Annotated in this window: 25 protein-coding genes and 1 tRNA gene; 15 read left to right on the top strand and 11 right to left on the bottom strand. The window is 68.4% G+C overall.

Features of this window, described 5'->3' with window-relative positions:
* Nucleotides 1-70: 70 nt before the first annotated feature.
* The 6 genes from ABFO07_RS05350 to ABFO07_RS05325 all read left to right on the top strand — a co-directional run bounded on the left by ABFO07_RS05350 (nucleotide 71) and on the right by ABFO07_RS05325 (nucleotide 4,635).
* The gene (locus tag ABFO07_RS05350; RefSeq protein WP_059557161.1) at nucleotides 71-994 is read left to right on the top strand and encodes a branched-chain amino acid transaminase; all 924 of its coding nucleotides are present in this window, start codon (nucleotides 71-73) and stop codon (nucleotides 992-994) included.
* 57 nt (nucleotides 995-1,051) lie between these two features.
* Nucleotides 1,052-1,246, top strand: coding sequence for a zinc-finger domain-containing protein (locus ABFO07_RS05345; protein ID WP_017334071.1), 195 nt, complete (start codon nucleotides 1,052-1,054; stop codon nucleotides 1,244-1,246).
* 150 nt (nucleotides 1,247-1,396) lie between these two features.
* Nucleotides 1,397-2,437 (top strand): lipopolysaccharide heptosyltransferase II, encoded by a 1,041-nt coding sequence (gene waaF / locus ABFO07_RS05340; protein ID WP_059557159.1) that lies wholly within the window; start codon nucleotides 1,397-1,399, stop codon nucleotides 2,435-2,437.
* A 115-nt stretch (nucleotides 2,438-2,552) separates the two neighbouring features.
* The gene (locus ABFO07_RS05335) at nucleotides 2,553-2,999 is read left to right on the top strand and encodes a nuclear transport factor 2 family protein (RefSeq protein ID WP_059557157.1); all 447 of its coding nucleotides are present in this window, start codon (nucleotides 2,553-2,555) and stop codon (nucleotides 2,997-2,999) included.
* Between the two features lie 27 nt (nucleotides 3,000-3,026).
* Nucleotides 3,027-4,061, top strand: a complete 1,035-nt coding sequence (locus ABFO07_RS05330) for a hydrolase (protein WP_059557154.1) — start codon at nucleotides 3,027-3,029, stop codon at nucleotides 4,059-4,061.
* The gene (locus tag ABFO07_RS05325; protein ID WP_059802146.1) at nucleotides 4,054-4,635 is read left to right on the top strand and encodes a DUF2946 family protein; all 582 of its coding nucleotides are present in this window, start codon (nucleotides 4,054-4,056) and stop codon (nucleotides 4,633-4,635) included. Before ABFO07_RS05330 ends, ABFO07_RS05325 begins: the two co-directional genes overlap by 8 nt.
* On the opposite strand, the gene ABFO07_RS05320 is transcribed toward ABFO07_RS05325, so the two are convergent.
* Complete coding sequence (locus ABFO07_RS05320) at nucleotides 4,632-6,326, bottom strand: M48 family metalloprotease (protein ID WP_347468499.1); 1,695 nt, start codon at nucleotides 6,324-6,326, stop codon at nucleotides 4,632-4,634. The genes ABFO07_RS05325 and ABFO07_RS05320 overlap by 4 nt on opposite strands.
* 175 nt (nucleotides 6,327-6,501) lie before the next feature.
* Between ABFO07_RS05320 and moaC the strand changes: the two genes are divergently transcribed.
* On the top strand, nucleotides 6,502-6,981 hold the full coding sequence (moaC, locus tag ABFO07_RS05315) for a cyclic pyranopterin monophosphate synthase MoaC (RefSeq protein ID WP_059557143.1): 480 nt from the start codon (nucleotides 6,502-6,504) through the stop codon (nucleotides 6,979-6,981).
* Between the two features lie 36 nt (nucleotides 6,982-7,017).
* On the opposite strand, the gene ABFO07_RS05310 is transcribed toward moaC, so the two are convergent.
* On the bottom strand, nucleotides 7,018-7,584 hold the full coding sequence (locus ABFO07_RS05310) for a DUF2939 domain-containing protein (RefSeq protein ID WP_059879775.1): 567 nt from the start codon (nucleotides 7,582-7,584) through the stop codon (nucleotides 7,018-7,020).
* A gap of 276 nt (nucleotides 7,585-7,860) precedes the next feature.
* Here ABFO07_RS05310 and ABFO07_RS05305 point away from each other — a divergent pair, with 276 nt between their 5' ends.
* Nucleotides 7,861-9,060 carry a hypothetical protein gene (locus ABFO07_RS05305; protein ID WP_060351046.1) on the top strand — a complete coding sequence of 400 codons (1,200 nt, stop codon included), beginning with the start codon at nucleotides 7,861-7,863 and terminating at the stop codon, nucleotides 9,058-9,060.
* Nucleotides 9,061-9,062: 2 nt separating this feature from the next.
* On the opposite strand, the gene ABFO07_RS05300 is transcribed toward ABFO07_RS05305, so the two are convergent.
* From ABFO07_RS05300 to recA, 9 genes are all read right to left on the bottom strand, one after another.
* Nucleotides 9,063-9,410 carry a TonB family protein gene (locus tag ABFO07_RS05300; RefSeq protein WP_059892673.1) on the bottom strand — a complete coding sequence of 116 codons (348 nt, stop codon included), beginning with the start codon at nucleotides 9,408-9,410 and terminating at the stop codon, nucleotides 9,063-9,065.
* A gap of 266 nt (nucleotides 9,411-9,676) precedes the next feature.
* Nucleotides 9,677-11,470 carry a PglL family O-oligosaccharyltransferase gene (locus tag ABFO07_RS05295; RefSeq protein ID WP_059892756.1) on the bottom strand — a complete coding sequence of 598 codons (1,794 nt, stop codon included), beginning with the start codon at nucleotides 11,468-11,470 and terminating at the stop codon, nucleotides 9,677-9,679.
* 79 nt (nucleotides 11,471-11,549) lie between these two features.
* Nucleotides 11,550-12,131, bottom strand: a complete 582-nt coding sequence (locus tag ABFO07_RS05290; RefSeq protein ID WP_059557127.1) for a pilin — start codon at nucleotides 12,129-12,131, stop codon at nucleotides 11,550-11,552.
* 99 nt (nucleotides 12,132-12,230) lie between these two features.
* Nucleotides 12,231-12,941: a TerC family protein gene (locus ABFO07_RS05285; protein WP_059992989.1), complete on the bottom strand. Its 711-nt coding sequence runs from the start codon at nucleotides 12,939-12,941 to the stop codon at nucleotides 12,231-12,233.
* Between the two features lie 125 nt (nucleotides 12,942-13,066).
* Complete coding sequence (sucD, locus tag ABFO07_RS05280; protein ID WP_006477916.1) at nucleotides 13,067-13,948, bottom strand: succinate--CoA ligase subunit alpha; 882 nt, start codon at nucleotides 13,946-13,948, stop codon at nucleotides 13,067-13,069.
* A gap of 68 nt (nucleotides 13,949-14,016) precedes the next feature.
* Complete coding sequence (gene sucC / locus ABFO07_RS05275; protein ID WP_006755512.1) at nucleotides 14,017-15,183, bottom strand: ADP-forming succinate--CoA ligase subunit beta; 1,167 nt, start codon at nucleotides 15,181-15,183, stop codon at nucleotides 14,017-14,019.
* A 69-nt stretch (nucleotides 15,184-15,252) separates the two neighbouring features.
* Nucleotides 15,253-15,870 (bottom strand): DUF2889 domain-containing protein, encoded by a 618-nt coding sequence (locus ABFO07_RS05270; RefSeq protein WP_081059660.1) that lies wholly within the window; start codon nucleotides 15,868-15,870, stop codon nucleotides 15,253-15,255.
* A 144-nt stretch (nucleotides 15,871-16,014) separates the two neighbouring features.
* Complete coding sequence (gene recX / locus ABFO07_RS05265; protein WP_060149665.1) at nucleotides 16,015-16,884, bottom strand: recombination regulator RecX; 870 nt, start codon at nucleotides 16,882-16,884, stop codon at nucleotides 16,015-16,017.
* Nucleotides 16,884-17,954, bottom strand: coding sequence for a recombinase RecA (gene recA / locus ABFO07_RS05260; RefSeq protein WP_059879788.1), 1,071 nt, complete (start codon nucleotides 17,952-17,954; stop codon nucleotides 16,884-16,886). Before recA ends, recX begins: the two co-directional genes overlap by 1 nt.
* Before the next feature lie 191 nt (nucleotides 17,955-18,145).
* Between recA and ABFO07_RS05255 the strand changes: the two genes are divergently transcribed.
* The 7 genes from ABFO07_RS05255 (at nucleotide 18,146) to ABFO07_RS05225 (ending at nucleotide 25,735) form a co-directional block, all read left to right on the top strand.
* Nucleotides 18,146-18,871, top strand: a complete 726-nt coding sequence (locus ABFO07_RS05255; protein ID WP_059566050.1) for a response regulator transcription factor — start codon at nucleotides 18,146-18,148, stop codon at nucleotides 18,869-18,871.
* Between the two features lie 18 nt (nucleotides 18,872-18,889).
* The gene (locus tag ABFO07_RS05250) at nucleotides 18,890-20,446 is read left to right on the top strand and encodes a sensor histidine kinase (RefSeq protein ID WP_059879791.1); all 1,557 of its coding nucleotides are present in this window, start codon (nucleotides 18,890-18,892) and stop codon (nucleotides 20,444-20,446) included.
* Between the two features lie 225 nt (nucleotides 20,447-20,671).
* Nucleotides 20,672-22,330: an MFS transporter gene (locus ABFO07_RS05245; protein ID WP_059879793.1), complete on the top strand. Its 1,659-nt coding sequence runs from the start codon at nucleotides 20,672-20,674 to the stop codon at nucleotides 22,328-22,330.
* Nucleotides 22,331-22,424: 94 nt separating this feature from the next.
* A tRNA-Met gene (locus ABFO07_RS05240) sits at nucleotides 22,425-22,501 on the top strand.
* Between the two features lie 328 nt (nucleotides 22,502-22,829).
* A complete protein-coding gene (locus tag ABFO07_RS05235; protein WP_347468492.1) occupies nucleotides 22,830-23,318 on the top strand; it encodes a winged helix-turn-helix transcriptional regulator in 489 nt (162 codons plus the stop codon).
* 240 nt (nucleotides 23,319-23,558) lie between these two features.
* A complete protein-coding gene (locus tag ABFO07_RS05230) occupies nucleotides 23,559-24,956 on the top strand; it encodes a pyridoxal phosphate-dependent decarboxylase family protein (RefSeq protein WP_347468490.1) in 1,398 nt (465 codons plus the stop codon).
* A gap of 203 nt (nucleotides 24,957-25,159) precedes the next feature.
* Nucleotides 25,160-25,735 carry an MFS transporter gene (locus ABFO07_RS05225; protein WP_060149663.1) on the top strand — a complete coding sequence of 192 codons (576 nt, stop codon included), beginning with the start codon at nucleotides 25,160-25,162 and terminating at the stop codon, nucleotides 25,733-25,735.
* Nucleotides 25,736-25,788 lie beyond the last annotated feature (53 nt).

The raw sequence follows: 25,788 nt of genomic DNA, 5'->3' as shown, positions 1-25,788 counted from the left end.
GCTAAAATATGCGTCTTTCCAGCGTAACGCCGCACACTCGGCCGCGCGCCCAGTATCCCAGGAGATTCCTATGTCAATGGCCGACCGCGACGGCAAGATCTGGATGGACGGCAAGTTGATCGACTGGCGCAATGCCACGATCCACGTGCTGACCCATACGCTGCACTACGGCATGGGCGTCTTCGAAGGCGTGCGCGCATACAAGACGGCCGACGGCAGCACGGCGATCTTCCGCCTGCAAGACCACACGAAGCGCCTGCTGAACTCCGCGAAGATCTTCCAGATGGACGTGCCGTTCGACCAGGAAACCCTCGAAACCGCGCAGCGCGACGTCGTGCGCGAGAATGGCCTCGAGTCGGGCTACCTGCGCCCGATCATCTGGGTCGGCTCGGAGAAGCTCGGCGTGTCCGCGAAGGGCAACACGATCCACGTCGCGATCGCCGCATGGCCGTGGGGCGCGTACCTCGGCGAAGAAGGCATGACGAAGGGCATCCGCGTGAAGACCTCGTCGTTTACCCGCCACCACGTGAACGTGTCGATGGTGCGCGCGAAGGCGTCGGGCTGGTACGTGAACTCGATCCTCGCGAACCAGGAAGCGACCGCCGACGGCTACGACGAGGCGCTGCTGCTCGACGTCGACGGCTACGTGTCGGAAGGCTCCGGCGAGAACTTCTTCCTCGTGAACCGCGGCAAGCTGTTCACGCCGGACCTGTCGTCGTGCCTCGACGGCATCACGCGCGACACCATCATCACGCTCGCGAAGGACGCCGGCATCGAGGTGATCGAGAAGCGCATCACGCGCGACGAGGTCTACACGGCCGACGAGGCGTTCTTCACCGGCACCGCGGCCGAGGTCACGCCGATCCGCGAGCTGGACCGCCGCACCATCGGCAGCGGCACGCGCGGCCCGATCACGGAAAAGCTGCAATCGGCGTTTTTCGATATCGTGTCGGGCAAGAACGAGAAGTACGCGCACTGGCTGACGAAGATCTGAGCGCGCGTCGCGCCCGACCGCTCCCCCATACACCCAGCTTCATCAAGAGAAAGACCCATGAGTGAAATCAAGGAAATGCCGCTCGTCGAGCTGACGGCCAAGGATCTTCCCGCCTACTGCCCGAACCCCGCCATGGCCCGCTGGAGCGCGCACCCGCGCGTGTTCATCGACGTGTCGCACGGCGAAACGCGCTGCCCGTACTGCGGCACGCGCTACAAGCTGCGCGACGGCGAGGTCGTCAAGGGCCATTGAGCCCGGCCGCCCGGCCTGCGCGCCCCGCGCGCGGCCCGGCGTCCCGCGCGGCGGCGCGGCCGGAGCACGGCGCGCCGCCCTTTCCCATTCTGGCAACCCGAACGCGGCGCCCGAGCGCCGTGTTTCATTACGACATCGGAAATCGACCTGATGCGTCGAGCGCTGGTTATCGCACCGAATTGGATCGGTGACGCATTGATGGCGCAGCCGCTCTTTGCGCTGCTGAAGAAACTCCATCCCCGCATCGCGATCGATGCCGTCGCGCCCTCGTGGGTCGCGCCGGTGCTGGAGCGGATGCCCGAGATCCACGATGTCTACGCGACCGACCTCGCGCACGGCAAGCTGCAGCTGCTGCGCCGCTGGCAGCTCGCGAGCGACCTGCGCGACAACGGCTACGACGCGGCCTACGTGCTGCCGAATTCGCTGAAGTCGGCGGTGATCCCGTGGCTCGCGAACATCCCGCTGCGGATCGGCTATACGGGCGAGCACCGGTACGGGCTGTTGAACGTCCGGCATGCGAACCCCGACAAGGCGCACGGCGAGCGGCCGCCGATGACCGGCCACTACGCGGCGCTCGCGTACGCGCCGGGCGCGAAGCTGCCCGAGTCGATGAAAACCCTGCCCGCGCCGCGCCTCGAGGCCGACCTGAATGAAACGGCGCGCGTGTCGGCACGTTTCAATCTCGATACACGGATGCCGCTCGTCGTGTTCTGCCCCGGCGCGGAATACGGCCCGGCGAAGCGCTGGCCGCCCGAGCACTTCGCGTCGCTCGCGAAGATCGTCCACCAGTCGTTCCCGTATACGCAGATCGTCGCGCTCGGCTCGCAGAAGGACGCGGCGGCCGCGCAGGCGATCGCCGAGCAGGCACCGAACGTGCGCAACCTGTGCGGGCAGACGTCGCTGTCCGAGGCGTGCGCGCTGATCGCGCGCGCGAACGCGGTGGTCACCAACGATTCCGGGCTGATGCACGTCGCGGCGGCGCTGCGCCGGCCGCTGGTCGCGCTGTACGGGTCGACGGATCCGCGTCATACCCCACCGCTGTCCGAGCTGGCGAAGGTACAATGGCTGCATCTCGAATGCAGTCCCTGCTTCGAGCGCGAGTGTCCGCTCGGCCACCTGAAGTGCCTGCGCGAACTCGGCCCGGAGCAGGTATTCGGCGATCTGCGCGGCATGCTCGTCGGGCAGCGCTGACCTTTCACCGGCAGCGTCGCCAGGCGCGCGCCGGGCAATCCGATTCACCGGTGTGCGGCGGCCGCAGGGCCGCCGTGCTGAATACGGCGCGCGAAGCGCGCGAGAGATAACCCCGATGCCACGTTTTGCCCGCCTCTTCGAAGCCGCCGCCGATACGCTCAACGCCTACTACCAGGCCGTCGCCGATGCCAATCTCGACGCCCTGATGGCCTTGTGGATCGACGAGGATTTCGCCAGCTGCATCTGGGCGGACGGCGCGCATCTGCATGGCCTCGAGCAGATCCGCAGCGGGTTCGGCGCACGACTGTCCACCCAGCCCGTGACGATCGAGCCGCTCGACATCCGCGTATACGACAGCCTCGGCACCGTCGTCTACACGATTGCCGAAGCGCATCAGCAGGCCGACCTCACTGCCGAGCCCGACATGGTGTTCGCGACGTACGTGATGATCCACGAACGTGGCGAGTGGCGCATCGCGCACATCCATGCGAGCCCGATCCCCGAACAGGCGGCCGGGCAGTTCGCCGCCAAGATCCGCCACGGGCAAGGCCCGCTGCATTGAATGACTTGACGAACACGCGGGGCGATCATGAGTACGGCTTCTCCGCCCACACCGCTTGACGGGGCCCACGGCCCCGACGACGACACACTGCGCTATCGCGCACCGCGCTGGCTGCCCAACAGCCACGCGCAAACCATCGTGCCGGCGCTGTTCGCGCGACGACCGGTCGTCGCGTACCGGCGCGAGCGATGGGAAACGCCCGATCACGACTTCATCGATCTCGACTGGGTCGCGCATCTCGACAGCGCGGCGCCGCGCCCCGACGCGCCGCTGTTCGTGCTGTTCCACGGCCTCGAGGGCAGCTCCGGCTCGCACTACGCGCTCGCGCTGATGGCCACCGCGCGCGCGAAGGGCTGGCACGGCGTGGTCCCCCACTTCCGCAGCTGCAGCGGCGAAATGAACCGCCAGCCGCGCTTCTACCACCTCGCGGACAGCGCCGAGGTCGACTGGATCCTGCGCCGCCTCGCCGCGCAGCATCGCGGGCCGATCGTCGCCGCCGGCGTGTCGCTCGGCGGCAACGTGCTGCTGCGCTGGCTCGGCGAGCACCGCAGCGACACGTCGATCGTGCGCGCCGCCGCCGCGATCTCGACGCCGCTCGACGTGCACGCAGGCGGCCGCGCGCTGTCGCAGGGTTTCGCGATGGTCTACACGCGCAGCTTCCTGAAGACGCTGAAGCGCAAGGCGCTCGTCAAGCTCGAGCAGTTCCCCGGCCTGTTCGACCGCGACGCGATGCTGAAGGCCGTGACGATGCACGACTTCGACGACATCGTCACCGCGCCGCTGCACGGCTTCAGCGACGCGAACGACTACTGGACGAAGGCGACCACCCGCCCGCTGCTGCCCGCGATCGACGTGCCGACGCTGATCCTCAACGCCCGCAACGATCCGTTCCTGCCCGCATCGGCGCTGCCCGGCCCGGCGGACGTGTCGCCCGCCGTCGAGCTCGACCAGCCCGAGGACGGCGGCCATGCGGGTTTCATGACCGGGCCGTTCCCGGGCCGGCTCGACTGGCTGTCGGTGCGGGTGTTCGGCTATTGCGCCCGGTTCGTCGATCATGGATGACATCGTCAGGCAGGCGCTCGCCAAGTGGCCGGACGTGCCGCACTGCACCGGCTGGCTGCTGCTCGACCGGCGCGGCGACTGGCGCCTGCGCGACGATGCGGCGCAGGCGGCCGGCGCGCTCGGCTCGCCGATCCGCCACGCCGCGCTGATCGCGTTCATCGCCCGCAACTACGACGCCGACGAACACGGCCAGTGGTTCTTCCAGAACGGGCCGCAGCGCGTGTACGTCGAACTCGCGTATACCCCATGGATCGTGCGGCTCGCCGAGCGGGACGGGCAGCTGGCGCTGGCCGACCAGGCCGGCCGGGCGTTCGAGCCGCACGAAGCGTGGCTCGACGATGCGGGCGGCGTGCTGTTCCGCGACGCCGGCACGCCGCCGCGCGTGGCCGCGCTGCACGATCACGACCTCGGGCTGTTCGCCGATCACGCGGATCTCGACGCGACGCCGCCCGTGCTGCGCTGGCGCGACGGCCATGCGCTGCCGCTCGGCGAGATCGCGCGCGACGACGTGCCCGCGCGCTTCGGGTTCGTCGCGAGCCCGGCCGAACGCGCAGGCAGCGCGAACGGGCCCTAGCTCCGGCCGTTCTTCTCGTCCTCGCGCTCTTCCTTGTAGCGCGCCTCGAACTCCAGCAGGCGCGCGTTGATCATCGACTGGTCGTAGAACGACACGTCCTTCGCGTCCCGCGCGTCCTTCAGCTGGCGAATCGCCGACGGCCACGCGCCGTCGAGCGCAAGCTTCTCCGCGAGCGCGCGGCGCCGCGCGAGCACGTCGCCGTGGCCGTCGCTCGCCTTCGCGAGATAGTCCCACCAGTCCGGCTGCTGCGGATCGGCCTGCGCCTGCGTGCGGGCGAGCGCCTGCGCTTCTGCGTAGCGGCGCGCGGCCAGCAGCGCCTGCAGATGCGCGACGATCGCCGCGTGCGACGCCGGCCAGCGCAGCTGCGCGAGCGCCGCGAGCCGAACCGCGTCGTCGGTGCGCCCCGCGCGGCGCGCGAGGTCCGCCGCCAGCACGTCGAGGCTCGGCGAGCTCGCGGCGGGATCGTCGTCGCGGCGCGCGCGCGCGTCGAACGCGGCGCGCGACGCGGCCAGCGCCTGGCCGGCCGCGTCGTACTGGTCGAGCAGCGTGTTCGCGAGCGCCACGCCGTACCAGTTCGCAGCGACGTTCGACGCCGTGTGGTCGTCGATCTCGAGCTGCATCCGGCGCGCCTCGGCCGCGATGTCGGTCGGCGCGCGGTTCTGCAGGATGCGCAGCCGCGCACGCACGAATCCGTACTCGGCCGACTGGTGCGGCTGGCGGTACGGCGCGCGGCGCGCGCGATCCTCCATGTCGGCGATCCGCTCGCCGGTCAGCGGGTGGGTGCGCGCATAGGCCGGCACGCCCGCGTCGCCCATCGACGCGCGGTCGAGCCGCTCGAAGAAGCCCGGCATGCCGTACGGGTCGTAGCCCGCGCCCGTGAGCAGCTGGAAGCCGACGCGGTCGGCCTCGCGTTCAGCGGAACGCGAGAAGCGCAGCTGGTTGTCGACCGCATACGCCTGCCCGCCCATCGCGATCGCGCTGCCGAGGTCGCCGCTGCGCGCGAGCACGCCGGCCAGCACGCCGAGCAGCATCGACGCGAGCGCCGTGTAGCCGGTCTTCTCGCTCGCGCTGATCATCCGTGCGATATGCCGCTGCAGCACGTGGCCCATCTCGTGGCCGACCACCGACGCGAGCTCCGATTCCGTCTGCGTCGTGACGAACAACCCGCTGTTGATGCCGATGAAGCCGCCCGGCATCGAGAACGCGTTGATCTGCGGGTCGCGCACCGCGAACAGGTCGAAGTCGGGCGCATAGCCGCCGATGAAGCGCGCGGCCGCCGCGGCCGCGAGCCGCGCCGCCATCGCGTTCAGGTAATCGCGGGCGAGCCAGTCGTCGAGATAGTCAGGGTCGCGCCGCACCTCGCGCATCACGCGCTCGCCGAGCCGGCGCTCGGCCTGCGGGGTCATCGCGCCGCCGGAGCCGTCGCCGAGGTCGGGCAGCTGCAGCGCGCGCAGCGGCCCGCGCAGGCTCGCGGCCGGGCCCGCGGCACGGTCGGTGCCCGAGAACCGGCTTTCGGCGCCGCCGTAGGTGCCGAACACGTCCGGCGCGATGCCGGACGGCACGGTCGAGATCGACGGCACACCGGCAGGCGCCGACTCGAGCGGCAACGCGCCCGTGCGCTGCGCGAAGCCGTCGGGCGGCAGCGTCAGGGCCGCCGACAGCAACACGACGAGCAACTGTTTGACACGCATGGCAGGATGATGGCGACGCCGTCCCGCGCGCAGCGCGCGCTTCGCGGCGATTGGTATGAATATCGTGGCCATTGTACCGGCGGCGCGGCAGCTGTCCCGCTCGGCCGATGCGCCAACTGCGCGCCGGCGCCGCGCACGCCGCTGCTATGATAGGCGCCCGTTGAAGGAGCACGACATGTCTGGACTCACCCACTTCGATGCCGCCGGCCACGCACATATGGTCGACGTCGGCGACAAGCAGGAAACGCGGCGCATCGCCGTCGCACGCGGCACGATCCGGATGCTGCCGGCCACGTTCGAACTGATCCGCGACGGCAAGGCGAAGAAAGGCGACGTGCTCGGCGTCGCGCGCATCGCGGCGATCCAGGGCGCGAAGCGCACCGCCGACCTGATTCCGCTGTGCCATCCGCTCGCGCTGACCCGCGTGGCCGTCGATTTCGAACTCGACGACGCGCTGCCGGGCGTGCATTGCGTCGCGCAGGTCGAGACGCTCGGGCGCACCGGGGTCGAGATGGAGGCGCTCACCGCGGTACAGGTCGGGCTGCTGACCGTGTACGACATGTGCAAGGCCGTCGATCGCGGAATGGTGATCACCGAGGTGAGCGTGCGCGAGAAGCGCGGCGGGAAGTCGGGGGACTGGAAGGCGCAGGCGTAAGGCCCCCGACCTCGAAGCCGGGCCTTCCCCGGCTGGTCAATTGCCCCCTGTCACGCTGGGCGGCAGCGTGACGCCCGACAGCTTCCACGACCATAACCCCTGGCGTTTGAAGATGAAGTCGATCGGTTCGTCCTGGTCACGCTGCGCCGTCACGGCAACCGTCGACCAGTTTCGATACCTGACCGAATAAGCGACGCGGCTCGCATCCGGCGTCGGCGCCGCAGCGGACGCCGGCGCGGCGGCAGGCCCGCCCGGCTGCCTGGAGCTCGCATCGGCCATCATGTGCATCACGCCGGCCGGCGTCACCATCGTATCGATAAACTGGTTGACGACACTCACGCCGAGCATCAAGCCGATATCGGCGAATGGATTTTGCTTGAGTTGCGGGTCGCTGGACAGCTTGTTTTGCATCACCATCGTGAACTGCGTCCGCAAGCTTTCGCGAAATGCCGGAAAATCGACATTGGAAGAAAATGCGTCGTAATCCTTTTCGATAATGTCCGATCGCATTGAGTGAAGCGTCATGTATGGGCTGGCATAGCTGGCGACCGCGCCCAGCACCACGATAGCCCCCGCGACCGCCATCAGCGATTTTTTCTTCATGGTCTCTCTCGTCTCTATTGGAGTTTCGGCAGTTTATCGAAATCCGCCGGGCGGCATACGGACACCCGAACGCCTGTGAACCGGCGGCTTGTCTTCCATTCGCGTGTGTGTAGAATTCGGAAAAAATTGAATTCATGACAACGCTGCGGCGTTTCATGGCTCATTCGAACAATCTGGTGAACCCGGTCGAAGGCCGCTTCGCAAATACCGAAGCGGCCTTTGTTTTGATTTAAGCGAACGCAAGCGGCGCCCCTGCCCGAAAGATCCGATCCCGCCATGAACAACACGCTGAAACGCGCCACGCTGACGCTTGGCCTGCTCGCCGCTTCGTCCGTCGCCTTCGCGGCAGGCACCTGCCCCGCCGCCGACACGGCAGCCCGCGCGGCGCTCGACGCACAGCGCCGCCTGCAGCAGATCCCCAGCCCGCAGAGCGCCGACGGCGACGCCGGCGTGTTGCCCGCGCAGCGCGACGCGATCCGCGCGTACAAGCAGGCGCTGGTCGGCGCGCTCGACGCACGGCTTGCATGCAGCGACGAGCGCATCGAACCGGCGGCGCTGCAGCGTACGCTCGCCGCCGCGCTCACCGCGCCCGCCGCCAAGCCGCAATCGAAGGGCAACGATTCCCCGTTCGGCGCGGACCTCGCCGTGCATGTCGAACGCGCCGCCGCGCCGCGTCCGGTCATGTTCGTGCGCGCCAGCTTCGGCATCACGTGCGGCGACGACAACCTGCTTGCCGGATACGCGTGGGAAGGCGGCGGCTGGCGGCGCGTGCTGCGCTGGCAAGCCGACGACTACCAGGACATCTCCGGCGCGTACGGCGGCGGCTACCAGTTCACGCCGCTGCCGGGCGGGCAGATCCTGATCGTGCACGGCACGCCGTGGTGCTCGTCGCGCTGGAGCGTGTTCGGCGCCGACGTCGTCATGCCGGCCGGCGGCACGGCCGCGCAACGCACGCTGTTTCACCTCCGTCAGGGCTACGCGATCGACGACGACGGCGTGCGGGTGAAAGCGCGCCCCGACGGCTTCGAGCTGCGGATGACGGTCGGCTCGCTCGACAGCGACGTGATGACGCGCGCCGGCATCTACCGCTACCGCATCGATGGCGACACCGTGCGCCGCGTCCAGCCCGCCGCCGCGAACGGCCGGGACTTCGTCGACGAATGGCTGAAAGTGGACGACGCGCTCGCGCGCGAATGGAGCGACCCGGCGGCGGCCGCCGCCGCGCTGAAGGCGCGGCAGGCGCTCAACGAGCGACGCAAGGCGCCCGATACGTCGTTCGCGTACGGGCCGGTGCGCGGGTGCTCGGCCGCGAAGGACCGCTACCAGGTCGAGATCGCGCTGACCGGCAAGTCAGACAAGCCCGTTGCAGCGCGTTACGCGCTGATCCGGCAGGAAGCCAACGGCTTCACGCTGCTCGGCCTGCAGGACGCGCCGGAGCCGAGTTGCCGCGGCGCGAACCTGATGCCGCGCCGCTGACGTCAATTGCCGCGCCGCGGCTCGAACACGAACGGCTGCGTCAGCGTGAACGGGTTCGCCGCGGGCCCGGTCTGCGTGCAGGTGGCGCGCGCCATCGCGTCGGCCGCGGCCCGGTCTGCCGCGGCATTGCGGCTGCTGGTCGTGACCGTCACGTTTTCCGCCACCCCGGAGGTCGTCATCAGCGCCCGCACCAGCACCGTCGCGGGACGCGCGAGCGGCTTCGCCGTGTCCGGATAGACGGCGCGCGGGATAGTGCAGGTCAGCTTGCTGTCTTGCAGCGACGACGCCGCGCAGCCGGCGAGCAGCGCGGCGACGACGGGCAGCGCAAGGTAGGTCGGGCAGTTAGCCATGTTCGAGTTGGAGTCTGTTGCATTGCTTCAGGGCGAGCCGCCGCGCGCCTGTGTTCCCCGAGGCTGCGACGACCGGATGCTGCCGCCGGCGATACCCGTCCGGATCGACGGGCATCGCGACGCTTGCGCGCATTGTGCGCGCGCTGCCCGGCCGGCGGCGGCGATTTGACGATACTTGACGCCAATCCGTGCAGACCGCCCGGAATGCGCGATCTGCACGGTAATCGATGCGGCGCCGACCGCGCCGGGCCGATCGGCGGGCGGGCTTAGTCGGCGTCCTCGTCGTCCGAGTCGTCGAGCGCGTCGGCCGGCACTTCGCCGTACTTCGCGACCAGCGTCGCCTTGAACGCCTTCAGCGACGGCTGCTCGTCGCACAGCTTGTACAGCGCCGCGAGCTGCTGCGGCCAGTCCTTCAGCTCCTTCGCGAACACGTGCAGGCGCACGACCGTATCGAGCGCGTCGGCCTCGCGGCCGTCCAGCGCCTGCAGCACCGCATAGCGGCGCAGCACGGTCTCGCCGGGCAGCAGCGCGATTGCGCGTTCATGCGCCGCCAGCTTCGCCGGCAGCGCGTCGCGCGAGATCGTGAGCAGCGTCGCCGCGCCATAGTCGCCCCACGCGCCGAACAGCAGCGACGGCGCATCGCGATACTGCGCGGCCGGGTCGCTGCCGTAATACAGCACTTCCGCGCGCTGGTAGTCGCGCAGCACCGGCACCACCGCCAGCAGGCCGCCGAACGTCAGCACCGCGAACAGCCCGAACGCCGCGCCGCTCGGCACGATGCGCAGCGGCTTCACCTCGAGCAGGCCGATCACGAACATCACCGGCAGCAGGAAGAACATGTACTGCTGCGGATACTCGACGAGCGCATGCATCAGCACGATGCCGACCAGCGCGAAACCGAACACGCGCGCGCTCGACTGCGGCGCGCGGGCCGCACGCACGAACCACAGCACGAGCGTGACGAGCAGCACGCCGAGGCCGATTGCGCCGGACTTCGCGAGCAGGTCGATGAAGATGTCGTGCGAGTTGTTCGCGATCTCGACGCCGCCGAGCGCGCGCGCGAGCGCGAACTGGTGCGACGGGAATTCACCCCAGCCGACGCCGAGCAGCGGATGCTCGCGGAACATCGTGAGCCCGTACTTCCACAGCGCGAGGCGCGGCGCGATCTGCCCGGCATCGCGCATCCGTTCGGCCGCCGACTCCGCGAGATTCAGGTGGTAGTGCACGTTGGCCCAGCGCACGGCGCCGTTCACCGCGACGAACACGGCAAGCAGCAGCACGGGCATCAGCCACGCACGCGCGCGCACGTTGGCCGGCACGCCCGGCTTGCCGCGCGATTCGGCCCAGGCCATCCAGAAGCCGGCCACCGCCATCACCGCGACCTGCAGCCACGGCCCGCGCGACACCGTCAGCGCGAGCCCGCCCGACAGCACGACGGACAGCAGGAGCCACGCCCACACGGCGAGCCGGCGCGTCTGCACGAGATACAGCGCGCCAGCGAGCGCGAACGCGATGTAGGTGGCCAGGTGGTTCGCCTGCGCCATGTTGCCGTACGGCCGGCGGTCGACCGCGATGTTGTACACCACGACGAAGGGCGTCAGCGCCGACTCGAAGCGGAACAACTGCACGACCTGGCAGAACACGGCGAACACGCCGCCGATCAGCAGCGCGCCCGCCATCATCCGCGCGGCCGATTCGGCAAGCTGCTCGCGCGCCAGCACGTAACCGGCCTGCATCGCGACCAGCGCCGCGCCGAGATAGCCGACCGCGAGCCAGTTCATCGACGGCACCCGCAACGGCATCAGCGCGACCTGCGCGACGAGCACGGCCGCGAAGGCGAGCGGCGCGGCGAACGCGGCCGGCGCCGCGAACGGCGCGGCCGGACGGCTCGCGCGCACCAGCAGGATCGCGGTCGCGCCCAGCAGCAGGTACAGCACCAGCGCGGAAAACTCGGAATAGAACGTCGGAATCGGATACGTGTGATTCGTGATCGCGTAAGGCACGATCATGGCAACCGCCAGCGCGACGAGCGGCAACGAGCGGGAAAAAGAAGTGGGCATGAGCAAACCGGAGATCAGCAACCGGCGCACTATACAAAACTTTCCCCGCTCTGTGCGGCGCGGTGGCGCGGAACGCACGCTACGCGCGACACTCCGCCGGCGCGTACCTGGCCGGCAGCGTCGCGCCGTCGGCCGGCAGCGGCCCCGCGCCCGGCGCCGGCAGCGACGACGCCTGCTTGCCGGCGGCGAAGCACTCCCACGTGATCGCGCCGGCCTGCATCGCGCCCTTCTTGAGCGCGACCCGGGCCGTCGGCGCATCGGCCTTGTCGGGCGCCGACGGCACCAGCACGAGCGTGTTCGTGCCGGCGGCCGCCACGCGGGCGGTAAAGACGACCGAAATCTGGCCCGTGTCGTCGTCGATCTGCACCGACTCGACGTTGCGGGTGGCGGCCGGCGGGCTGTAGCCGCCGCCGAGGCCCGCGCCGCTCGCCGCGTTGTCCGCGACCGCGAGCCGCGCGGACGATGCGAGCGCGAGCCCCTCGCCGACGCGCGAGCGCGCAAGGTAATCCTGGTAGGCGGGAATCGCATAGGCGGCAATGACGCCGACGATCGCCAGCACGATCATCAGCTCGATCAGCGTGAAACCGGCGGGACGCCGGCGCGCGCGCTGCAGATCGACGGCGAAACGGCGGAACAGGGAAACGGAAAAGGCTTCGAACATGACAGGCTCCGGAAACGAAAAACGCCTGCCGATCCAGGCAGGCGTTTCGATCGTAGCCAGCGGGCCGTGCGGCCGGCAGTCGGCCGGACGGCCAACGCGTCAGTGCGAACCGGATGCCCCCGACGCGCGGCGCTTCCTCAGCGCGTAGCCGGCCGCGACGACGAGCAGCGCGCCGGCGATGCTCGCGCCATGGATCGCCGCCGGCGTGTCGAGCAGCGGCCAGCGGTCGCCGGCCGGGTCGTTCACCATCAGCCCGCCGGCGATCCAGCCGAGCAGCCCCGCGCCGAGCGTGACGACTACGGGGAAGCGGTCGAGCATCTTCAGCACCAGCGTGCTGCCCCACACGATGATCGGCACGCTGACGACGAGCCCGAAGATCACGAGCGCGAGCCGGTGCTCGGGGTCGGCCCGCTCCGCCGCGCCGGCGATCGCGATCACGTTGTCGAGGCTCATCACCGCGTCGGCGATCACGATCGTCTTCACGGCCGCCCACAGCTTGTCGGCCGGCTTGATGCCGTCGTGCGCGTCGGCGGCCGGCGCCATCAGCTTGATGCCGATCCACAGCAGCAGCACGCCGCCCGCGAATTTCAGGAACGGCACGTCGAGCAGCACGACCGCAAACGCGATCAGCACGACCCGCAGCGCGATCGCGCCGGCAGTGCCCCAGATCACGCCGCGCAGCCGCTGGCTCGCCGGCAGGTTGCGGCACGCGAGCGCGATCACGACCGCGTTGTCGCCGCCGAGCAGGACGTCGATGACGACGATCTGGAGCACGGCGCCCCAATGAAGCGTGGACAGGAATTCGAGCATGGGCAAAAGCGGGAAGAAAAGTCGGCCTGGCGGATGCGGCCCGGCCTCAGGACGGCATGCCGCGAGCGTAACAAAAAAAACGCCGGCAAAGCCGGCGTTTTCTGCAGGACGAACCCACGCGGAATTTACAGCGCCTTCTTCAGCAGGCGGCCCATTTCCGACGGGTTGCGCGTGACGGTGATGCCGCACGCTTCCATGATTTCCAGCTTCGCTTCGGCCGTATCCGCACCGCCCGAGATCAGCGCGCCTGCGTGGCCCATGCGCTTGCCCGGAGGCGCCGTGACGCCCGCGATGAAGCCGACGACCGGCTTCTTCATGTTGTCCTTGATCCACTCGGCGGCATTGGCTTCGTCCGGACCGCCGATTTCGCCGATCATCACGACCGCATCCGTATCCGGATCATCGTTGAACATCTTCATCACGTCGATGTGCTTCAGACCGTTGATCGGGTCGCCGCCGATACCGACTGCCGACGACTGGCCGAGGCCCAGTGCCGTCAGCTGCGCAACGGCTTCATACGTCAGCGTACCCGAACGCGACACGACGCCGATGCGGCCCTTGCGGTGGATGTGACCCGGCATGATGCCGATCTTCAGTTCGTCCGGCGTGATCGTGCCCGGGCAGTTCGGCCCGAGCAGCAGCGTCTTGCGGCCTTCGCGACGCATGCGGTCCTTCACTTCGATCATGTCGCGGACGGGGATGCCTTCCGTGATGCAGATCGCGAGATCGAGGTCGGCTTCGACCGCTTCCCAGATCGCAGCCGCCGCGCCTGCCGGCGGAACGTAGATGACCGACACGGTCGCGCCGGTTTCTGCCTTCGCTTCCTTGACGCTCGCGTAGATCGGAATGCCTTCGAAATCTTCGCCGGCCTTCTTCGGGTTCACGCCCGCGACGAATGCTTCGCGGCCGTTTGCGTATTCACGGCAGGCGCGCGTGTGGAATTGACCGGTCTTGCCGGTAATGCCCTGCGTGATGACCTTCGTGTCCTTGTTGATCAGAATCGACATGTATTTTGACCTCTGTTCGATTGGCGTCGCGTGCAAACCGCGCCGCCATACCTATTCATTGAGCGCGCTTACTTGCCTGCGGCAGCCGCGACGACCTTCTGCGCAGCCTCTTCCATGCTGTCAGCCGAGATGATCGGCAAGCCCGAATCGGCCAGCATCTTCTTGCCCAGGTCTTCGTTCGTGCCCTTCATGCGCACGACGAGCGGCACGTTCAGGTTCACGGCCTTCGAACCGGCGATCACGCCTTCCGCGATCACGTCGCAGCGCATGATGCCGCCGAAGATGTTCACGAGGATCGCCTTCAGGTCCGGGTTCTTCAGCATCAGCTTGAACGCTTCGGTGACCTTCTCGGTCGTGGCGCCACCGCCGACGTCCAGGAAGTTCGCCGGCTCGCCGCCGAACAGCTTGATCGTGTCCATCGTCGCCATCGCGAGGCCCGCGCCGTTCACGAGACAGCCGATGTTGCCGTCGAGCGAGATGTACGCGAGGTCGAACTTCGACGCTTCGATTTCAGCCGGATCTTCTTCGTCCAGGTCGCGGTACGCGACGATTTCCGGGTGACGGAACAGCGCGTTCGAGTCGAAGTTGAACTTCGCGTCGAGTGCGATGACCTTGCCGTCGCCGGAGACGTTCAGCGGGTTGATTTCAGCCAGCGATGCGTCGGTTTCCCAGAATGCCTTGTACAGGCCTTGCAGGATCGCGCGCGCTTGCGGAATCGAAGCAGCCGGCACGCCGATCTTCGCGGCGAGGTCGTCGGCTTGCGCATCGAGCAGGCCCGTCGACGGCTCGACGATGACCTTGTGGATCAGTTCCGGGTGCTTCTCGGCAACTTCCTCGATGTCCATGCCGCCTTCGCTCGAACCCATCAGCACGATCTTTTGCGAGATGCGGTCGACGACCAGGCTGACATACAGTTCCTGCTTGATGTCCGCGCCTTCTTCGATCATCAGACGGTTGACCTTCTGGCCTTCCGGACCGGTCTGGTGCGTGACGAGCTGCATGCCGAGGATCTGGTTCGCGTATTCGCGAACCTGCTCGATCGACTTCGCCACCTTCACGCCGCCGCCCTTGCCACGGCCACCCGCGTGAATCTGAGCCTTCACGACCCAAACCGGGCCGCCGAGCTCTTCCGCCACCTTGACGGCTTCGTCAACCGAGAACGCCGGCTTGCCGCGCGGTACCGCGACTCCGAATTTCCGCAGGATTTCCTTACCCTGGTACTCGTGAATCTTCATGCGTGATTCCCTTCAGTCTGAGAGTTGGATGAAAAGTCGCTTAAGGACGCTTCTTCGAATGATTTCCGTTCATTCCTTCGTGCCGTCCCCAACGGGCATGTCCGATTCCGGCCGACTCGCGCCATACCAGCGCGGGTAGAACTGCTGCACCACCTCGCCGTCGAACCGGAGCGCGCGGCAGCGGCCCAGCTGGAACGGCGGCTCGGCGGGCGCGCCGTCGTCATGATCCGGCCGCTCGCCGCCGCCTTCCTGCACGCTCCACACGTCGCCGGCGAACGCCTGGATCGCCGCCGTCGGCAGCACGGCGCACAGCTCGGTGAGATGGGAGCAGCCCGCGACGCCGGACAGGAGCCGGTTCGCATCGCGACGGAAGTGACGGAAGAGATTGAGCCCGACGAGGGCCCGATAGGCGGGATTGGCGGACTGGCAGTGGCCCGGATATGGCACCCATTCCGACGACGCTTCGGCGTCGACGATATTGAGGTCACGATCGATGGTCACGCGCAGCCAGAGTTCATGAATCGGCAGGCCGTTCGGCCGGATGCCCGATGCAAGCGCGACGTCGCGCGGCTTGTGATCGGTCAGACAGGCTTCGATGTCCCACAAGCCGTCTTCGCGCTCGTAGGCTTCCGCTCGGATTGCGCGTCGATGTCGCAACTGACGGGGCACGGGCTCGGATAGCGGCATGCTGGAGGTTGAGGCCGAAGAGGAAAACCCGAGGATTTTAGCATATCGGGTATTTGAGACAGTTTGCCGCAACGGGGGGTATTCCCGTGTGTCGGGAAGCCGTTGCAATGCAGCAAAATCGCGCGCCGCGCGCGAGCGGAATGCTCAGTCGGCGCCGAACAATTCGTCGCCGCACTTGAGCAACTTCACGATGGTCGCGCTCGAGAAGCCGCGCGCGGCCAGGAAGCGTGCCTGCTTCGCGCGCTCGGCGGGCGTTTGCGGCAGTGCACCGAATTTCTTGCGCCAGACGGCCTGCGCGCGCGCCCATTCGGTCTCGCGAAGCTGCGCATTCACCTCCTCGACGAGCGCATCGCCAACCGCATGGCGCTTCAGCTCGTTGACGATCCGCGCGGCCCCGACACGCGACGCGCGGCGATGCACGAGACTCTCGGCGAAACGCGCGTCGGACAGCCAGCCGTCCTGCTCCAGCGCATCCAGCACCGGCTCGACGGACTCGTCCTCGCCGGCATAGGGCGCGAGCTTGCGCGCGAGTTCGGCGCGGCTGTACTCGCGCCGGGACAGGTAGCCGAGCGCGCGGCCCTTCAGCGAGCGGGCCGGTTTCGATGACGATGCCCGGGTGGACACCCCGCCCCCTGCTTCGGCTTCGGCGCCGGAGCGCGCGCCGGATGGCCGGCGCGTGCGGCGCGGATTCTGGCTCGTGCGGGTATAGACGTCTTCCGTCGCCGCCCCGGAGGCGGCGGACGCGCGATCGCGCGGGAAGGCGACACCGGACACGCGGCGGCGCGCCCGGTCGTGCGCGTCGAACGACTCGTCGTGTTCGAACGGATCGTCCGGTGCGCTGATCTCAAACGAAACGAGGGCATCGTCGGATGCCCTCGTCGCGGTGCGGTTCGCGGCTTGCGCCGCGGACCGCCGGCCGGTGCCGGGGGAGGCAGCGCGCCGGCCGGAGCCGCCCGGCGCATCGCGCCCGTCGTGCTCCTTCGGCTCGCCCGCATCATCCCGGCGCCTGACCATCACTCTTCTTCGTCCATCGCCTCGGCTTCGTTGCCTGCGCCATCGGGCATCGCGGCGACGCCGAGCGATTCGCGAATGCGGTTCTCGATCTCGCGTGCGATTTCCGGATTCTCGCGCAGGAATTCACGCGCGTTGTCCTTGCCCTGGCCGATCTTCTCGCCGTTGTAGCTGTACCAGGCGCCCGCCTTGTCGACGATCTTCGCCTGCACGCCAAGGTCGATGATCTCGCCCTGACGCGAGATGCCCTCGCCGTACAGGATGTCGAAGATCGCTTCGCGGAACGGCGGCGACACCTTGTTCTTGACGACCTTCACGCGGGTTTCGTTGCCGATCACCTCGTCGTTCTTCTTGATCGAGCCGATCCGGCGGATGTCGAGACGCACCGACGCATAAAACTTGAGCGCGTTGCCGCCCGTCGTGGTTTCCGGGTTGCCGAACATCACGCCAATCTTCATACGAATCTGGTTGATGAAGATCACGAGGCAGTTCGTGCGCTTGATCGTGCCGGTCAGCTTGCGCAGCGCCTGCGACATCAGGCGGGCCTGCAGGCCCGGCAGCGAATCGCCCATCTCGCCTTCGATTTCGGCCTTCGGCACGAGCGCCGCGACCGAGTCGATGACGATCATGTCGATCGAGCCCGAGCGCACCAGCGCGTCGGTGATTTCCAGCGCCTGCTCGCCGGTGTCCGGCTGCGAGATCAGCAGCTCCGGCACGTTCACGCCGAGCTTCGACGCATATTGAACGTCGAGCGCGTGCTCGGCGTCGATGAACGCGGCCGTGCCGCCCAGCTTCTGCAGCTCGGCGATCACCTGCAGCGTCAGCGTGGTCTTGCCCGACGATTCCGGACCGTAGATCTCGACCACGCGGCCGCGCGGCAGGCCGCCGACGCCGAGCGCGATATCGAGACCCAGCGAGCCCGTGGACACGACCTGGATGTCCTCGGCCGCCTCGCCGTCGCCCATGCGCATGATCGACCCTTTGCCGAACTGCTTCTCGATCTGCGCGAGTGCGGCGGCCAGCGCCTTGCTCTTCTCGGCAGTCAGCCCGGAGCCTTTCTTGCTATCTTCCATGAATCGTCCTTTGCTATGATGAGCAGCGTCTGATATAGGTGCGCCGGTTTCGATCCGCAGCGCGCGAATGCAGACACTGTATAAAAAAACAGTGTTTTGTGCAAGCCCGCAATGCGGGGCGTGCAACACACGAACCACTTCGGAGACAGCCGCGCCGGCGCGTGTCGCCCCGCCGGCCACCGGTCACGCACATGCGAATTCTCATCGCCGAAGATGACAGCATACTCGCGGACGGCCTCACCCGGTCACTCCGCCAATCGGGCTATGCGGTCGACCACGTGAAGAACGGCGTCGAGGCCGACACGGCCCTGTCGATGCAGTCGTTCGACCTGCTGATCCTCGATCTCGGCCTGCCGAAGATGCCCGGCCTCGACGTGCTGAAGCGCCTGCGCGCGCGCAATTCCAACCTCCCCGTGCTGATCCTGACCGCCGCCGACAGCGTCGACGAGCGCGTGAAGGGCCTCGACCTCGGCGCCGACGACTACATGGCCAAGCCGTTCGCGCTCAACGAGCTCGAGGCGCGCGTGCGTGCGCTGACCCGGCGCGGCGCGGGCGGCGGCCCGACCGTCGTGCGGCACGGTTCGCTCGCGTTCGACCAGGTCGGCCGCATCGCATACGCGAACGACCGCGTGCTCGACCTTTCCGCGCGCGAGCTCGGCCTGCTCGAGGTGCTGCTGCAGCGGATCGGCCGCCTCGTGTCGAAGGAGCAGCTCGTCGACCATCTGTGCGAATGGGGCGAGGAAGTCAGCAACAACGCGATCGAAGTCTACGTGCACCGGCTGCGCAAGAAGATCGAGCCGAGCGGCGTGCGGATCGCCACCGTGCGCGGCCTCGGCTACTGCCTCGAGAAAGCCGCCCCCGCGAGCCCCGCCGACGCGGCGGCGCCGCAGCCCGCGCCGGCCGGCACGCCGCGCTGACGGCCGGCCGTCGCCGCCATGGCCACGCCGGCCCAGCCCCGCCACCCGAGCGGCGAACCCGCTTCCGCCGCCGACGCCGCGCGCGACGCGCACTACGAGAACCCGTTCGCGCCGCCCGACGAGACCGACCCGCCCGACCCCGCGCGGCCGCGCTCGCTGTTCGGCGAGATCCTCGACTGGATGCTCGCGCCGCTCCTGCTGCTGTGGCCGATGAGCATCGCCGTCACCTATCTGGTGGCGAAGACGATCGCGAACGGGCCGTTCGACCGCGCGCTCGAGACCAACGCGTACGTGCTCGCGCGACAGATCCATCCCGTCAACGGCGTCGCCGAGCTGACGCTGCCGCAGGCGACGCGCGACTTCCTGCGCGCAGACAACGTCGACAGCGTTTACTTCCAGGTGCTCGGCGCGCGCGGCGAGCTGGTCGCCGGCGAAGCCGACCTGCCGCTGCCACGCGACGAGGATCGCCCGCCGCCGGGCGTCGTCGTATTCCGCGACGACCTGCTGCGCGGCAACGACGTGCGCGTCGCGTATACAACCGTCGCGCTGCCGCAGGCGAGCGGCACGCAGCCGGTGCTCGTGCAGGTCGGCGAGACGCTCGACAAGCGCAACGCGCTCGCGAACGACATCATCAAGGGCGTGATCCTGCCGCAGTTCGTGATCCTGCCGCTCGCGATCCTGCTCGTGTGGTTCGGGCTGTCGCGCGGGCTCGCGCCGCTCAACGCGCTGCAGGCGCACATCCGCGCGCGGCGGCCGGACGACCTGTCGCCGGTCGAGGCGCAGCGCGCGCCGCCGGAGATCGAGCCGCTCGTCACGTCGTTCAACGACCTGCTCGCGCGCCTCGAGCAGAACATGGCGCTGCAGAAGCGCTTCATCGCCGACGCCGCGCACCAGATGAAGACGCCGCTCGCCGGGCTGCGCACACAGGCGGAATTTGCGCTGCGCCACCCCGTGCCGGCCGACGTGCAGCGCTCGCTCGAACAGATCGCGACGAGCTCCGAGCAGGCCGCGCGGCTCGTCACGCAGCTGCTCGCGCTCGCGCGCGCCGAGAACCGCGCGAGCGGGCTGACGTTCGCGCCCGTCGAGATCGGCGCGCTCGCGCGGCGCGCGGTGCGCGACTGGGTGCAGGCCGCGCTCGCGAAACGCATGGACCTCGGCTACGAGGGCCCGGACGCCGGCGACGATGGCGCGCCGCTCGACGTCGCCGGCAACCCGCTGATGCTGCGCGAGATGCTCGGCAACCTGATCGACAACGCGATCCGCTATACGCCGGAAGGCGGCCGCATCACCGTGCGCGTGCGCGCCGAGCGCGCCGCGGGGTGCGTGCACCTCGAGGTCGAGGACACCGGCCCCGGCATTCCGGCCGCCGAACGCGAGCGCGTGCTCGAGCGCTTCTACCGGATTCTCGGCCGCGAAGGCGACGGCAGCGGCCTCGGGCTCGCGATCGTACGCGAGATCGTCGCGCAGCACGGCGGCACGCTGACGCTCGACGACCATGTCTACCAGGCGACGCCGCGCCTCGCCGGCACGCTCGTGCGCGTGACCCTGCCATTGGATGCGCCGGCCCCGGAGTAACCCTGACGTGCGCCGCAGCATCTTGCCGCGATAACGCGACTTGCGCGAACTTGCATGCCGTTCGCAGAACGATCGAAGAAAAAGGACGCCCCTCCACCACGGGTTAACGTGCACGCGCCGGGCGCCCGCGAGTCAGTGCGCCGTAAGTTTGCCCGCCAATAATCGTCGACAGGCTCGCTCCACGAGGCGGCCGCACACCTATATCAAGAGACTTGGAGACGATTCATGGCTACGTTAGGCGGGCACATTGCGCACTCGCCGATGACGGGCGAAGAGAAGAAGGTGATCTTCGCGTCGTCGCTCGGCACCGTGTTCGAGTGGTACGACTTCTATCTGGCCGGCTCCCTCGCGGCCTACATCAGCAAGAGCTTCTTCTCCGGCGTCAACCCGACGGCCGCCTTCATCTTCACGCTGCTCGGCTTCGCGGCCGGCTTCGCGGTGCGGCCGTTCGGCGCGATCGTGTTCGGCCGCCTCGGCGACCTCGTCGGCCGCAAGCACACGTTCCTCGTGACGATCGTGATCATGGGCGTGTCGACCTTCGTGGTCGGCTTCCTGCCCGGCTACGCGTCGATCGGCTTCGCCGCGCCGGTGATCTTCATCGCGATGCGGCTCCTGCAGGGCCTCGCGCTCGGCGGCGAGTACGGCGGCGCCGCGACCTACGTCGCGGAACACGCGCCGTCGCACCGGCGCGGCTTCTACACCGCGTGGATCCAGACGACCGCGACGCTCGGCCTGTTCCTGTCGCTGCTGGTGATCCTCGGCGTGCGCACGCTGATCGGCGAGCAATCGTTCGGCGCGTGGGGCTGGCGCATCCCGTTCATCGCGTCGATCCTGCTGCTCGCGGTGTCGGTGTGGATCCGGCTGCAGTTGAACGAGTCGCCGGTGTTCCTGCGCATCAAGGCCGAGGGCAAGACGTCGAAGGCGCCGCTCACCGAAGCGTTCGGCCAGTGGAAGAACCTGAAGATCGTGATCCTCGCGCTCGTCGGCCTGACGGCCGGCCAGGCGGTCGTGTGGTACACGGGCCAGTTCTACGCGCTGTTCTTCCTCACGCAGACACTGAAGGTCGACGGCGCGAGCGCGAACATCCTGATCGCGATCTCGCTCCTGATCGGCACGCCGTTCTTCGTGTTCTTCGGCTCGCTGTCGGACCGGATCGGCCGCAAGCCGATCATCCTCGCGGGCTGCCTGATCGCGGCGCTGACCTACTTCCCGCTGTTCAAGGCGCTCACGCACTACGCGAACCCGCAGCTCGAGCTCGCGACGATGAAGGCGCCGATCACCGTCGTCGCCGATCCGGCCGCCTGCTCGTTCCAGTTCAACCCGGTCGGCACGTCGAAGTTCACGAACTCGTGCGACATCGCGAAGAGCGCGCTCGCGAAGGCCGGGCTGAACTACGAGAACGTCGCGGCGCCGGCGGGCGCCACCGCGCAGATCAAGGTCGGCGACACCGTGATCGACGCGTATGACGGCAAGGCGGCCGACGCGAAGGCGAAGGGGGCGGCGTTCGACAAGACGCTCGCCACGACGCTGAAGTCGGCCGGCTATCCGGCGAAGGCCGACCCCGCGCAGCTCAACTGGCCGATGACGATCGTGGTGCTGACGATCCTCGTGATCTACGTGACGATGGTCTACGGCCCGATCGCCGCGATGCTGGTCGAGATGTTCCCGACGCGGATCCGCTACACGTCGATGTCGCTGCCGTATCACATCGGCAACGGCTGGTTCGGCGGCTTCCTGCCGGCGACCGCGTTCGCGATCGTCGCGGCGCAGGGCAACATCTACTCGGGGCTGTGGTATCCGATCGTGATCGCGCTGATCACGTGCGTGATCGGGCTGCTGTTCGTCAAGGAGACCAAGGACTCGAACATCTACGCGCAGGATTGACGGGTGCGGCCATGACCGGGGCGGCAACTTCTTTTCAAGGATATGAAAAAAGGTGTTGACACCCCGGTTAGGCTTCAGCATAATTCAGTTCTTCGGCGAATTAGCTCAGTCGGTTAGAGCGACGGAATCATAATCCGCAGGTCCGGGGTTCGAGTCCCTGATTCGCCACCATATGCAGCAAGAAAAGGGCTTAGCTACGGCTAAGCCCTTTTTGTTTTTGTCGATGCGAACGCATACGTTGCGTTTCATTTCGCAAGCAGCCGCTTGCAGCGCACTCCCCCGCAACACATCCCCCTCGATACGTCACGCCTGCCCGCGCAGCCGAGGCCCGGCCGCATGCGCCCACGAGCGCCGCCCTCGGGTTCAACCGGAGTTCACCGCCCGGCACGCGTTTTATAATGCAACCAATTCCCCGGGCAAATCCCGTGCTTCGTCTTCGCATGCAGTCGGACCGCCCCACCCATCGCACTCGTTCCGGCTCATTTCCGTGGAGGACACCATGGCCAAGCGCATCAGCCACAACAGCAGCGCGTGCGGAGTCGCCCGCCCGCTCGACGTGATCGGCGACGGATGGTCGCTGCTGATCGTGAGAGACGCGTTCGGCGGCCTGCGGCGCTTCGGCGAATTCCAGGAAAGCCTCGGGCTCGCACGCAACATCCTCGCGTCGCGCCTGCGCCATCTCGTCGAGCACGGCGTGTTCGAAACCGCGCCGGCGTCGGACGGCAGCGCGTATCACGAATACGTGCTGACCAGGAAGGGCCGCGCGCTGTTTCCGTTGCTCGTCGCGCTGCGGCACTGGGGCGAGGATTACTGCTTCAAGCCCAACGAAGCGCACGTCAGGCTCGTCGACCGCGAATCGGGCCGCCTCGTCCCGCACGTCGAAGTGCGCGCGCACGACGGGCGCACGCTCGCGCCCGAAGACACGATCGTCAAGTTTCCGCCTGCGCGCGCATCGTCCGCCGCGTCGAAGAAGAAGCCCGCGCGCTGAGCGCGCGGGCGCAACCGCCCGCATGACGCCGCGGCAGCACATATGGCGCTGCCGCGCCCGCACGCTTCGGACACGCGCCATCTCAAGTTGCATTTTGCAACTCATTGACCTACATTGGTCACTCGTCCGACTTCTCGCGCGATGCGCGGCCGATGCATGAACCGGCCTCATGGGCCGCACTCGCATCGGCATGCGCGCCCGGGCCGAGCCGCACATCGCCAATCACCTTTCCATTCCGCCATGCATCCGACACTCGCCGCCGATCTCGCCAACCTCGACGCCTTCCTCGACGACACGCGCCGCCATGCGGTCGCGGCCCTGTCATCGCTCGACGCGCGCCCCGCCGCCGTCGCCCCGCCGCCGGCCAGCCCGACGCCGCTGCCGGAGCATGGCGCAGGGCTCGACGGCGCGCTGGCGGAATTTACCGCGCGCTGGGCGCCCGGTTTCTCCGGCAGCGCGGGGCCGCGCTACCTCGGCTTCGTCACGGGCGGCGCGACGCCCGCGTCGCTCGCCGGCGACTGGCTGACCGGGATCTACGACCAGAACCCGACCGCAGGCATCGACAGCGCGGCGCCGGACCTGGAGCGCGAGACGATCGCTCGGCTGCGGCAACTGTTCGGCCTGTCCGACGCGCAGCAGGGCGTGTTCGTCACCGGCGCGACGATGTCGAATCTCGTCGGCCTCGCGCTCGGCCGGGAATGGCTCGGCGAGCGCAAGGGCGTGCGCGTGTCCGAACAGGGCGTCGCCGCGCTCGGCGACGTGCGCGTGCTGTCGGCGACGGCGCACTCGAGCGTCTACAAGGCACTGTCGGTGCTCGGCATTGGCCGCCAGGCCGTGCGCAAGGTCGCGACGCTGCCCGGGCGCGAAGCGATCGACATCGCCGCGCTCGAGGCCGCGCTGGCCCAGCAGAACGGCGAGCCGGCGATCGTCGTCGCGAACGCCGGCACCGTCAACACGGTCGACTTCGACGATCTCGCCGCGATTCACGCATTGAAGGCGCGCTATCCGTTCTGGCTGCACGTCGACGCGGCGTTCGGCGCGTTCGCCGCGCTGTCGCCGGAACACGCGCCGCTCGTCGCGGCGCTCGATGCGGCCGACTCGATCTGCATCGACCTGCACAAGTGGCTGAACGTGCCGTACGACGCCGCCGTGCAGTTCACGCGCCGCCGCGACCTGCAGGTGCGCGTGTTCCAGAACAGCGCCGCCTACCTCGGCGTGCCGACCGACAACCCCGACTTCGTCCACCTGACGCCGGAAAACTCGCGTCGGCTGCGCGCGCTTGCGACCTGGTTCTCGCTCGCCGCGTACGGCCGCGCGGGCCATGCGGAAATCGTCACGCGCAACATCCGGCTCGCGCAGTCGCTCGGCGAGCGGATCGGCGCGCAGCCCGGCTTCCGGCTGCTCGCCCCCACGCGGCTGAACGTCGTGTGCTTCACGCTGGCCGATGCGCCCGACGAAGCGCGCATCGGCGCGTACGTGCGCGCGGTGCGCGATCTCGGCGACGCGTTCATCACCAGCACGGTCTATGACGGCGTATGGGGGCTGCGCGTCGCGTTCTCCAACTGGCGGACCGGCGAAGCGGACGTTCCGCGCATCTTCGATTCGCTGAAACAGGCGCTCGCCACACTGCAGCACTGACGCGGCCGGCGCGTTCCGGCCGGGCATCCGGACGCGCCCGCGCACAAGACCGCACTGCCATCCACGGTATAGGTTGCATAACGCAACTCGATGGATTACGCTCCGCGCAGTTTCATTTTAAAACTCCAAGACGGAAGCAGGCCGTGCGTTGCGCACAGTACCGTCAATCCATTCGAATCGCCCCACCCGCCAGCGAGGTGTCGATGTCCACGCAGAGTGTCCTGTCCGCCGAATCGACGCCCTCGGCCCTGCGCAGCTGGCTCGCCATCGTCGTGCTCGGCATCGCCACGTTCACCATCGTCGTCACCGAATTCGCGCCGGTCGGCCTGCTGACGCTGATCTCCGACGACCTGCACCAGAGCCCGTCGACCGTCGGCCTGCTGGTCACGGTCTACGCGGCGATCGGCGCCGTCAGCGCGCTCGGCTCGGCGGTGATGCCGAGCCGCTTGCCGCGCAAGCCGCTGCTGCTCGTGCTGATGCTGATCCTCGTCGCGTCGAATGCCGCGGCGATGTTCGCGCACAGCTTCTCGTCGCTGATGGTCGCGCGGATCATCGGCTCGGCCGGGCACGGCCTGTTCTGGGCGATGGTCGCGGCGCTCGCGACGCAGATCGCGCCGCCCAACCGGATGGGGCTCGCGACGTCGATCGTGTTCGGCGGCGTGTCGATCGCGAACGTGATCGGCATTCCGCTCGTCAACCTGATCGGCCAGCAGCACGGCTGGCGGTTCGCGTTCGGCGCGCTCGCGCAGCATCCCGCGTTCGCCGGCACGCGCCCCTGATCGCACGTCGCCACCCGTCACGTTCACGTTCCAAGTTCGACAGGAGCCTGCAT

The organism is Burkholderia stagnalis, assembly GCF_039848545.1.
Lineage (GTDB): Bacteria > Pseudomonadota > Gammaproteobacteria > Burkholderiales > Burkholderiaceae > Burkholderia > Burkholderia stagnalis.
Note: the sequence above shows the minus strand (reverse complement) of the source record. Positions and strands in the feature narration are given on the sequence as shown.

What these genes read in the sequence shown, in the direction of transcription:
- ABFO07_RS05345 (WP_017334071.1), top strand. Translation starts at nt 1,052, where the DNA reads ATGAGTGAAATCAAGGAAATGCCGCTCGTCGAGCTGACGGCCAAGGAT.
- ABFO07_RS05305 (WP_060351046.1), top strand. Translation starts at nt 7,861, where the DNA reads ATGAACAACACGCTGAAACGCGCCACGCTGACGCTTGGCCTGCTCGCC.
- sucC (WP_006755512.1), bottom strand. Translation starts at nt 15,183, where the DNA reads ATGAAGATTCACGAGTACCAGGGTAAGGAAATCCTGCGGAAATTCGGA.
- waaF (WP_059557159.1), top strand. Translation starts at nt 1,397, where the DNA reads ATGCGTCGAGCGCTGGTTATCGCACCGAATTGGATCGGTGACGCATTG.
- ABFO07_RS05330 (WP_059557154.1), top strand. Translation starts at nt 3,027, where the DNA reads ATGAGTACGGCTTCTCCGCCCACACCGCTTGACGGGGCCCACGGCCCC.
- ABFO07_RS05335 (WP_059557157.1), top strand. Translation starts at nt 2,553, where the DNA reads ATGCCACGTTTTGCCCGCCTCTTCGAAGCCGCCGCCGATACGCTCAAC.
- ABFO07_RS05325 (WP_059802146.1), top strand. Translation starts at nt 4,054, where the DNA reads ATGGATGACATCGTCAGGCAGGCGCTCGCCAAGTGGCCGGACGTGCCG.
- moaC (WP_059557143.1), top strand. Translation starts at nt 6,502, where the DNA reads ATGTCTGGACTCACCCACTTCGATGCCGCCGGCCACGCACATATGGTC.
- ABFO07_RS05320 (WP_347468499.1), bottom strand. Translation starts at nt 6,326, where the DNA reads ATGCGTGTCAAACAGTTGCTCGTCGTGTTGCTGTCGGCGGCCCTGACG.
- recA (WP_059879788.1), bottom strand. Translation starts at nt 17,954, where the DNA reads ATGGAAGATAGCAAGAAAGGCTCCGGGCTGACTGCCGAGAAGAGCAAG.
- ABFO07_RS05285 (WP_059992989.1), bottom strand. Translation starts at nt 12,941, where the DNA reads ATGCTCGAATTCCTGTCCACGCTTCATTGGGGCGCCGTGCTCCAGATC.
- ABFO07_RS05250 (WP_059879791.1), top strand. Translation starts at nt 18,890, where the DNA reads ATGGCCACGCCGGCCCAGCCCCGCCACCCGAGCGGCGAACCCGCTTCC.
- sucD (WP_006477916.1), bottom strand. Translation starts at nt 13,948, where the DNA reads ATGTCGATTCTGATCAACAAGGACACGAAGGTCATCACGCAGGGCATT.
- ABFO07_RS05235 (WP_347468492.1), top strand. Translation starts at nt 22,830, where the DNA reads ATGGCCAAGCGCATCAGCCACAACAGCAGCGCGTGCGGAGTCGCCCGC.
- ABFO07_RS05295 (WP_059892756.1), bottom strand. Translation starts at nt 11,470, where the DNA reads ATGCCCACTTCTTTTTCCCGCTCGTTGCCGCTCGTCGCGCTGGCGGTT.
- ABFO07_RS05290 (WP_059557127.1), bottom strand. Translation starts at nt 12,131, where the DNA reads ATGTTCGAAGCCTTTTCCGTTTCCCTGTTCCGCCGTTTCGCCGTCGAT.
- ABFO07_RS05245 (WP_059879793.1), top strand. Translation starts at nt 20,672, where the DNA reads ATGGCTACGTTAGGCGGGCACATTGCGCACTCGCCGATGACGGGCGAA.
- ABFO07_RS05310 (WP_059879775.1), bottom strand. Translation starts at nt 7,584, where the DNA reads ATGAAGAAAAAATCGCTGATGGCGGTCGCGGGGGCTATCGTGGTGCTG.
- ABFO07_RS05300 (WP_059892673.1), bottom strand. Translation starts at nt 9,410, where the DNA reads ATGGCTAACTGCCCGACCTACCTTGCGCTGCCCGTCGTCGCCGCGCTG.
- ABFO07_RS05225 (WP_060149663.1), top strand. Translation starts at nt 25,160, where the DNA reads ATGTCCACGCAGAGTGTCCTGTCCGCCGAATCGACGCCCTCGGCCCTG.
- ABFO07_RS05230 (WP_347468490.1), top strand. Translation starts at nt 23,559, where the DNA reads ATGCATCCGACACTCGCCGCCGATCTCGCCAACCTCGACGCCTTCCTC.
- ABFO07_RS05350 (WP_059557161.1), top strand. Translation starts at nt 71, where the DNA reads ATGTCAATGGCCGACCGCGACGGCAAGATCTGGATGGACGGCAAGTTG.
- ABFO07_RS05255 (WP_059566050.1), top strand. Translation starts at nt 18,146, where the DNA reads ATGCGAATTCTCATCGCCGAAGATGACAGCATACTCGCGGACGGCCTC.
- recX (WP_060149665.1), bottom strand. Translation starts at nt 16,884, where the DNA reads ATGGTCAGGCGCCGGGATGATGCGGGCGAGCCGAAGGAGCACGACGGG.
- ABFO07_RS05270 (WP_081059660.1), bottom strand. Translation starts at nt 15,870, where the DNA reads ATGCCGCTATCCGAGCCCGTGCCCCGTCAGTTGCGACATCGACGCGCA.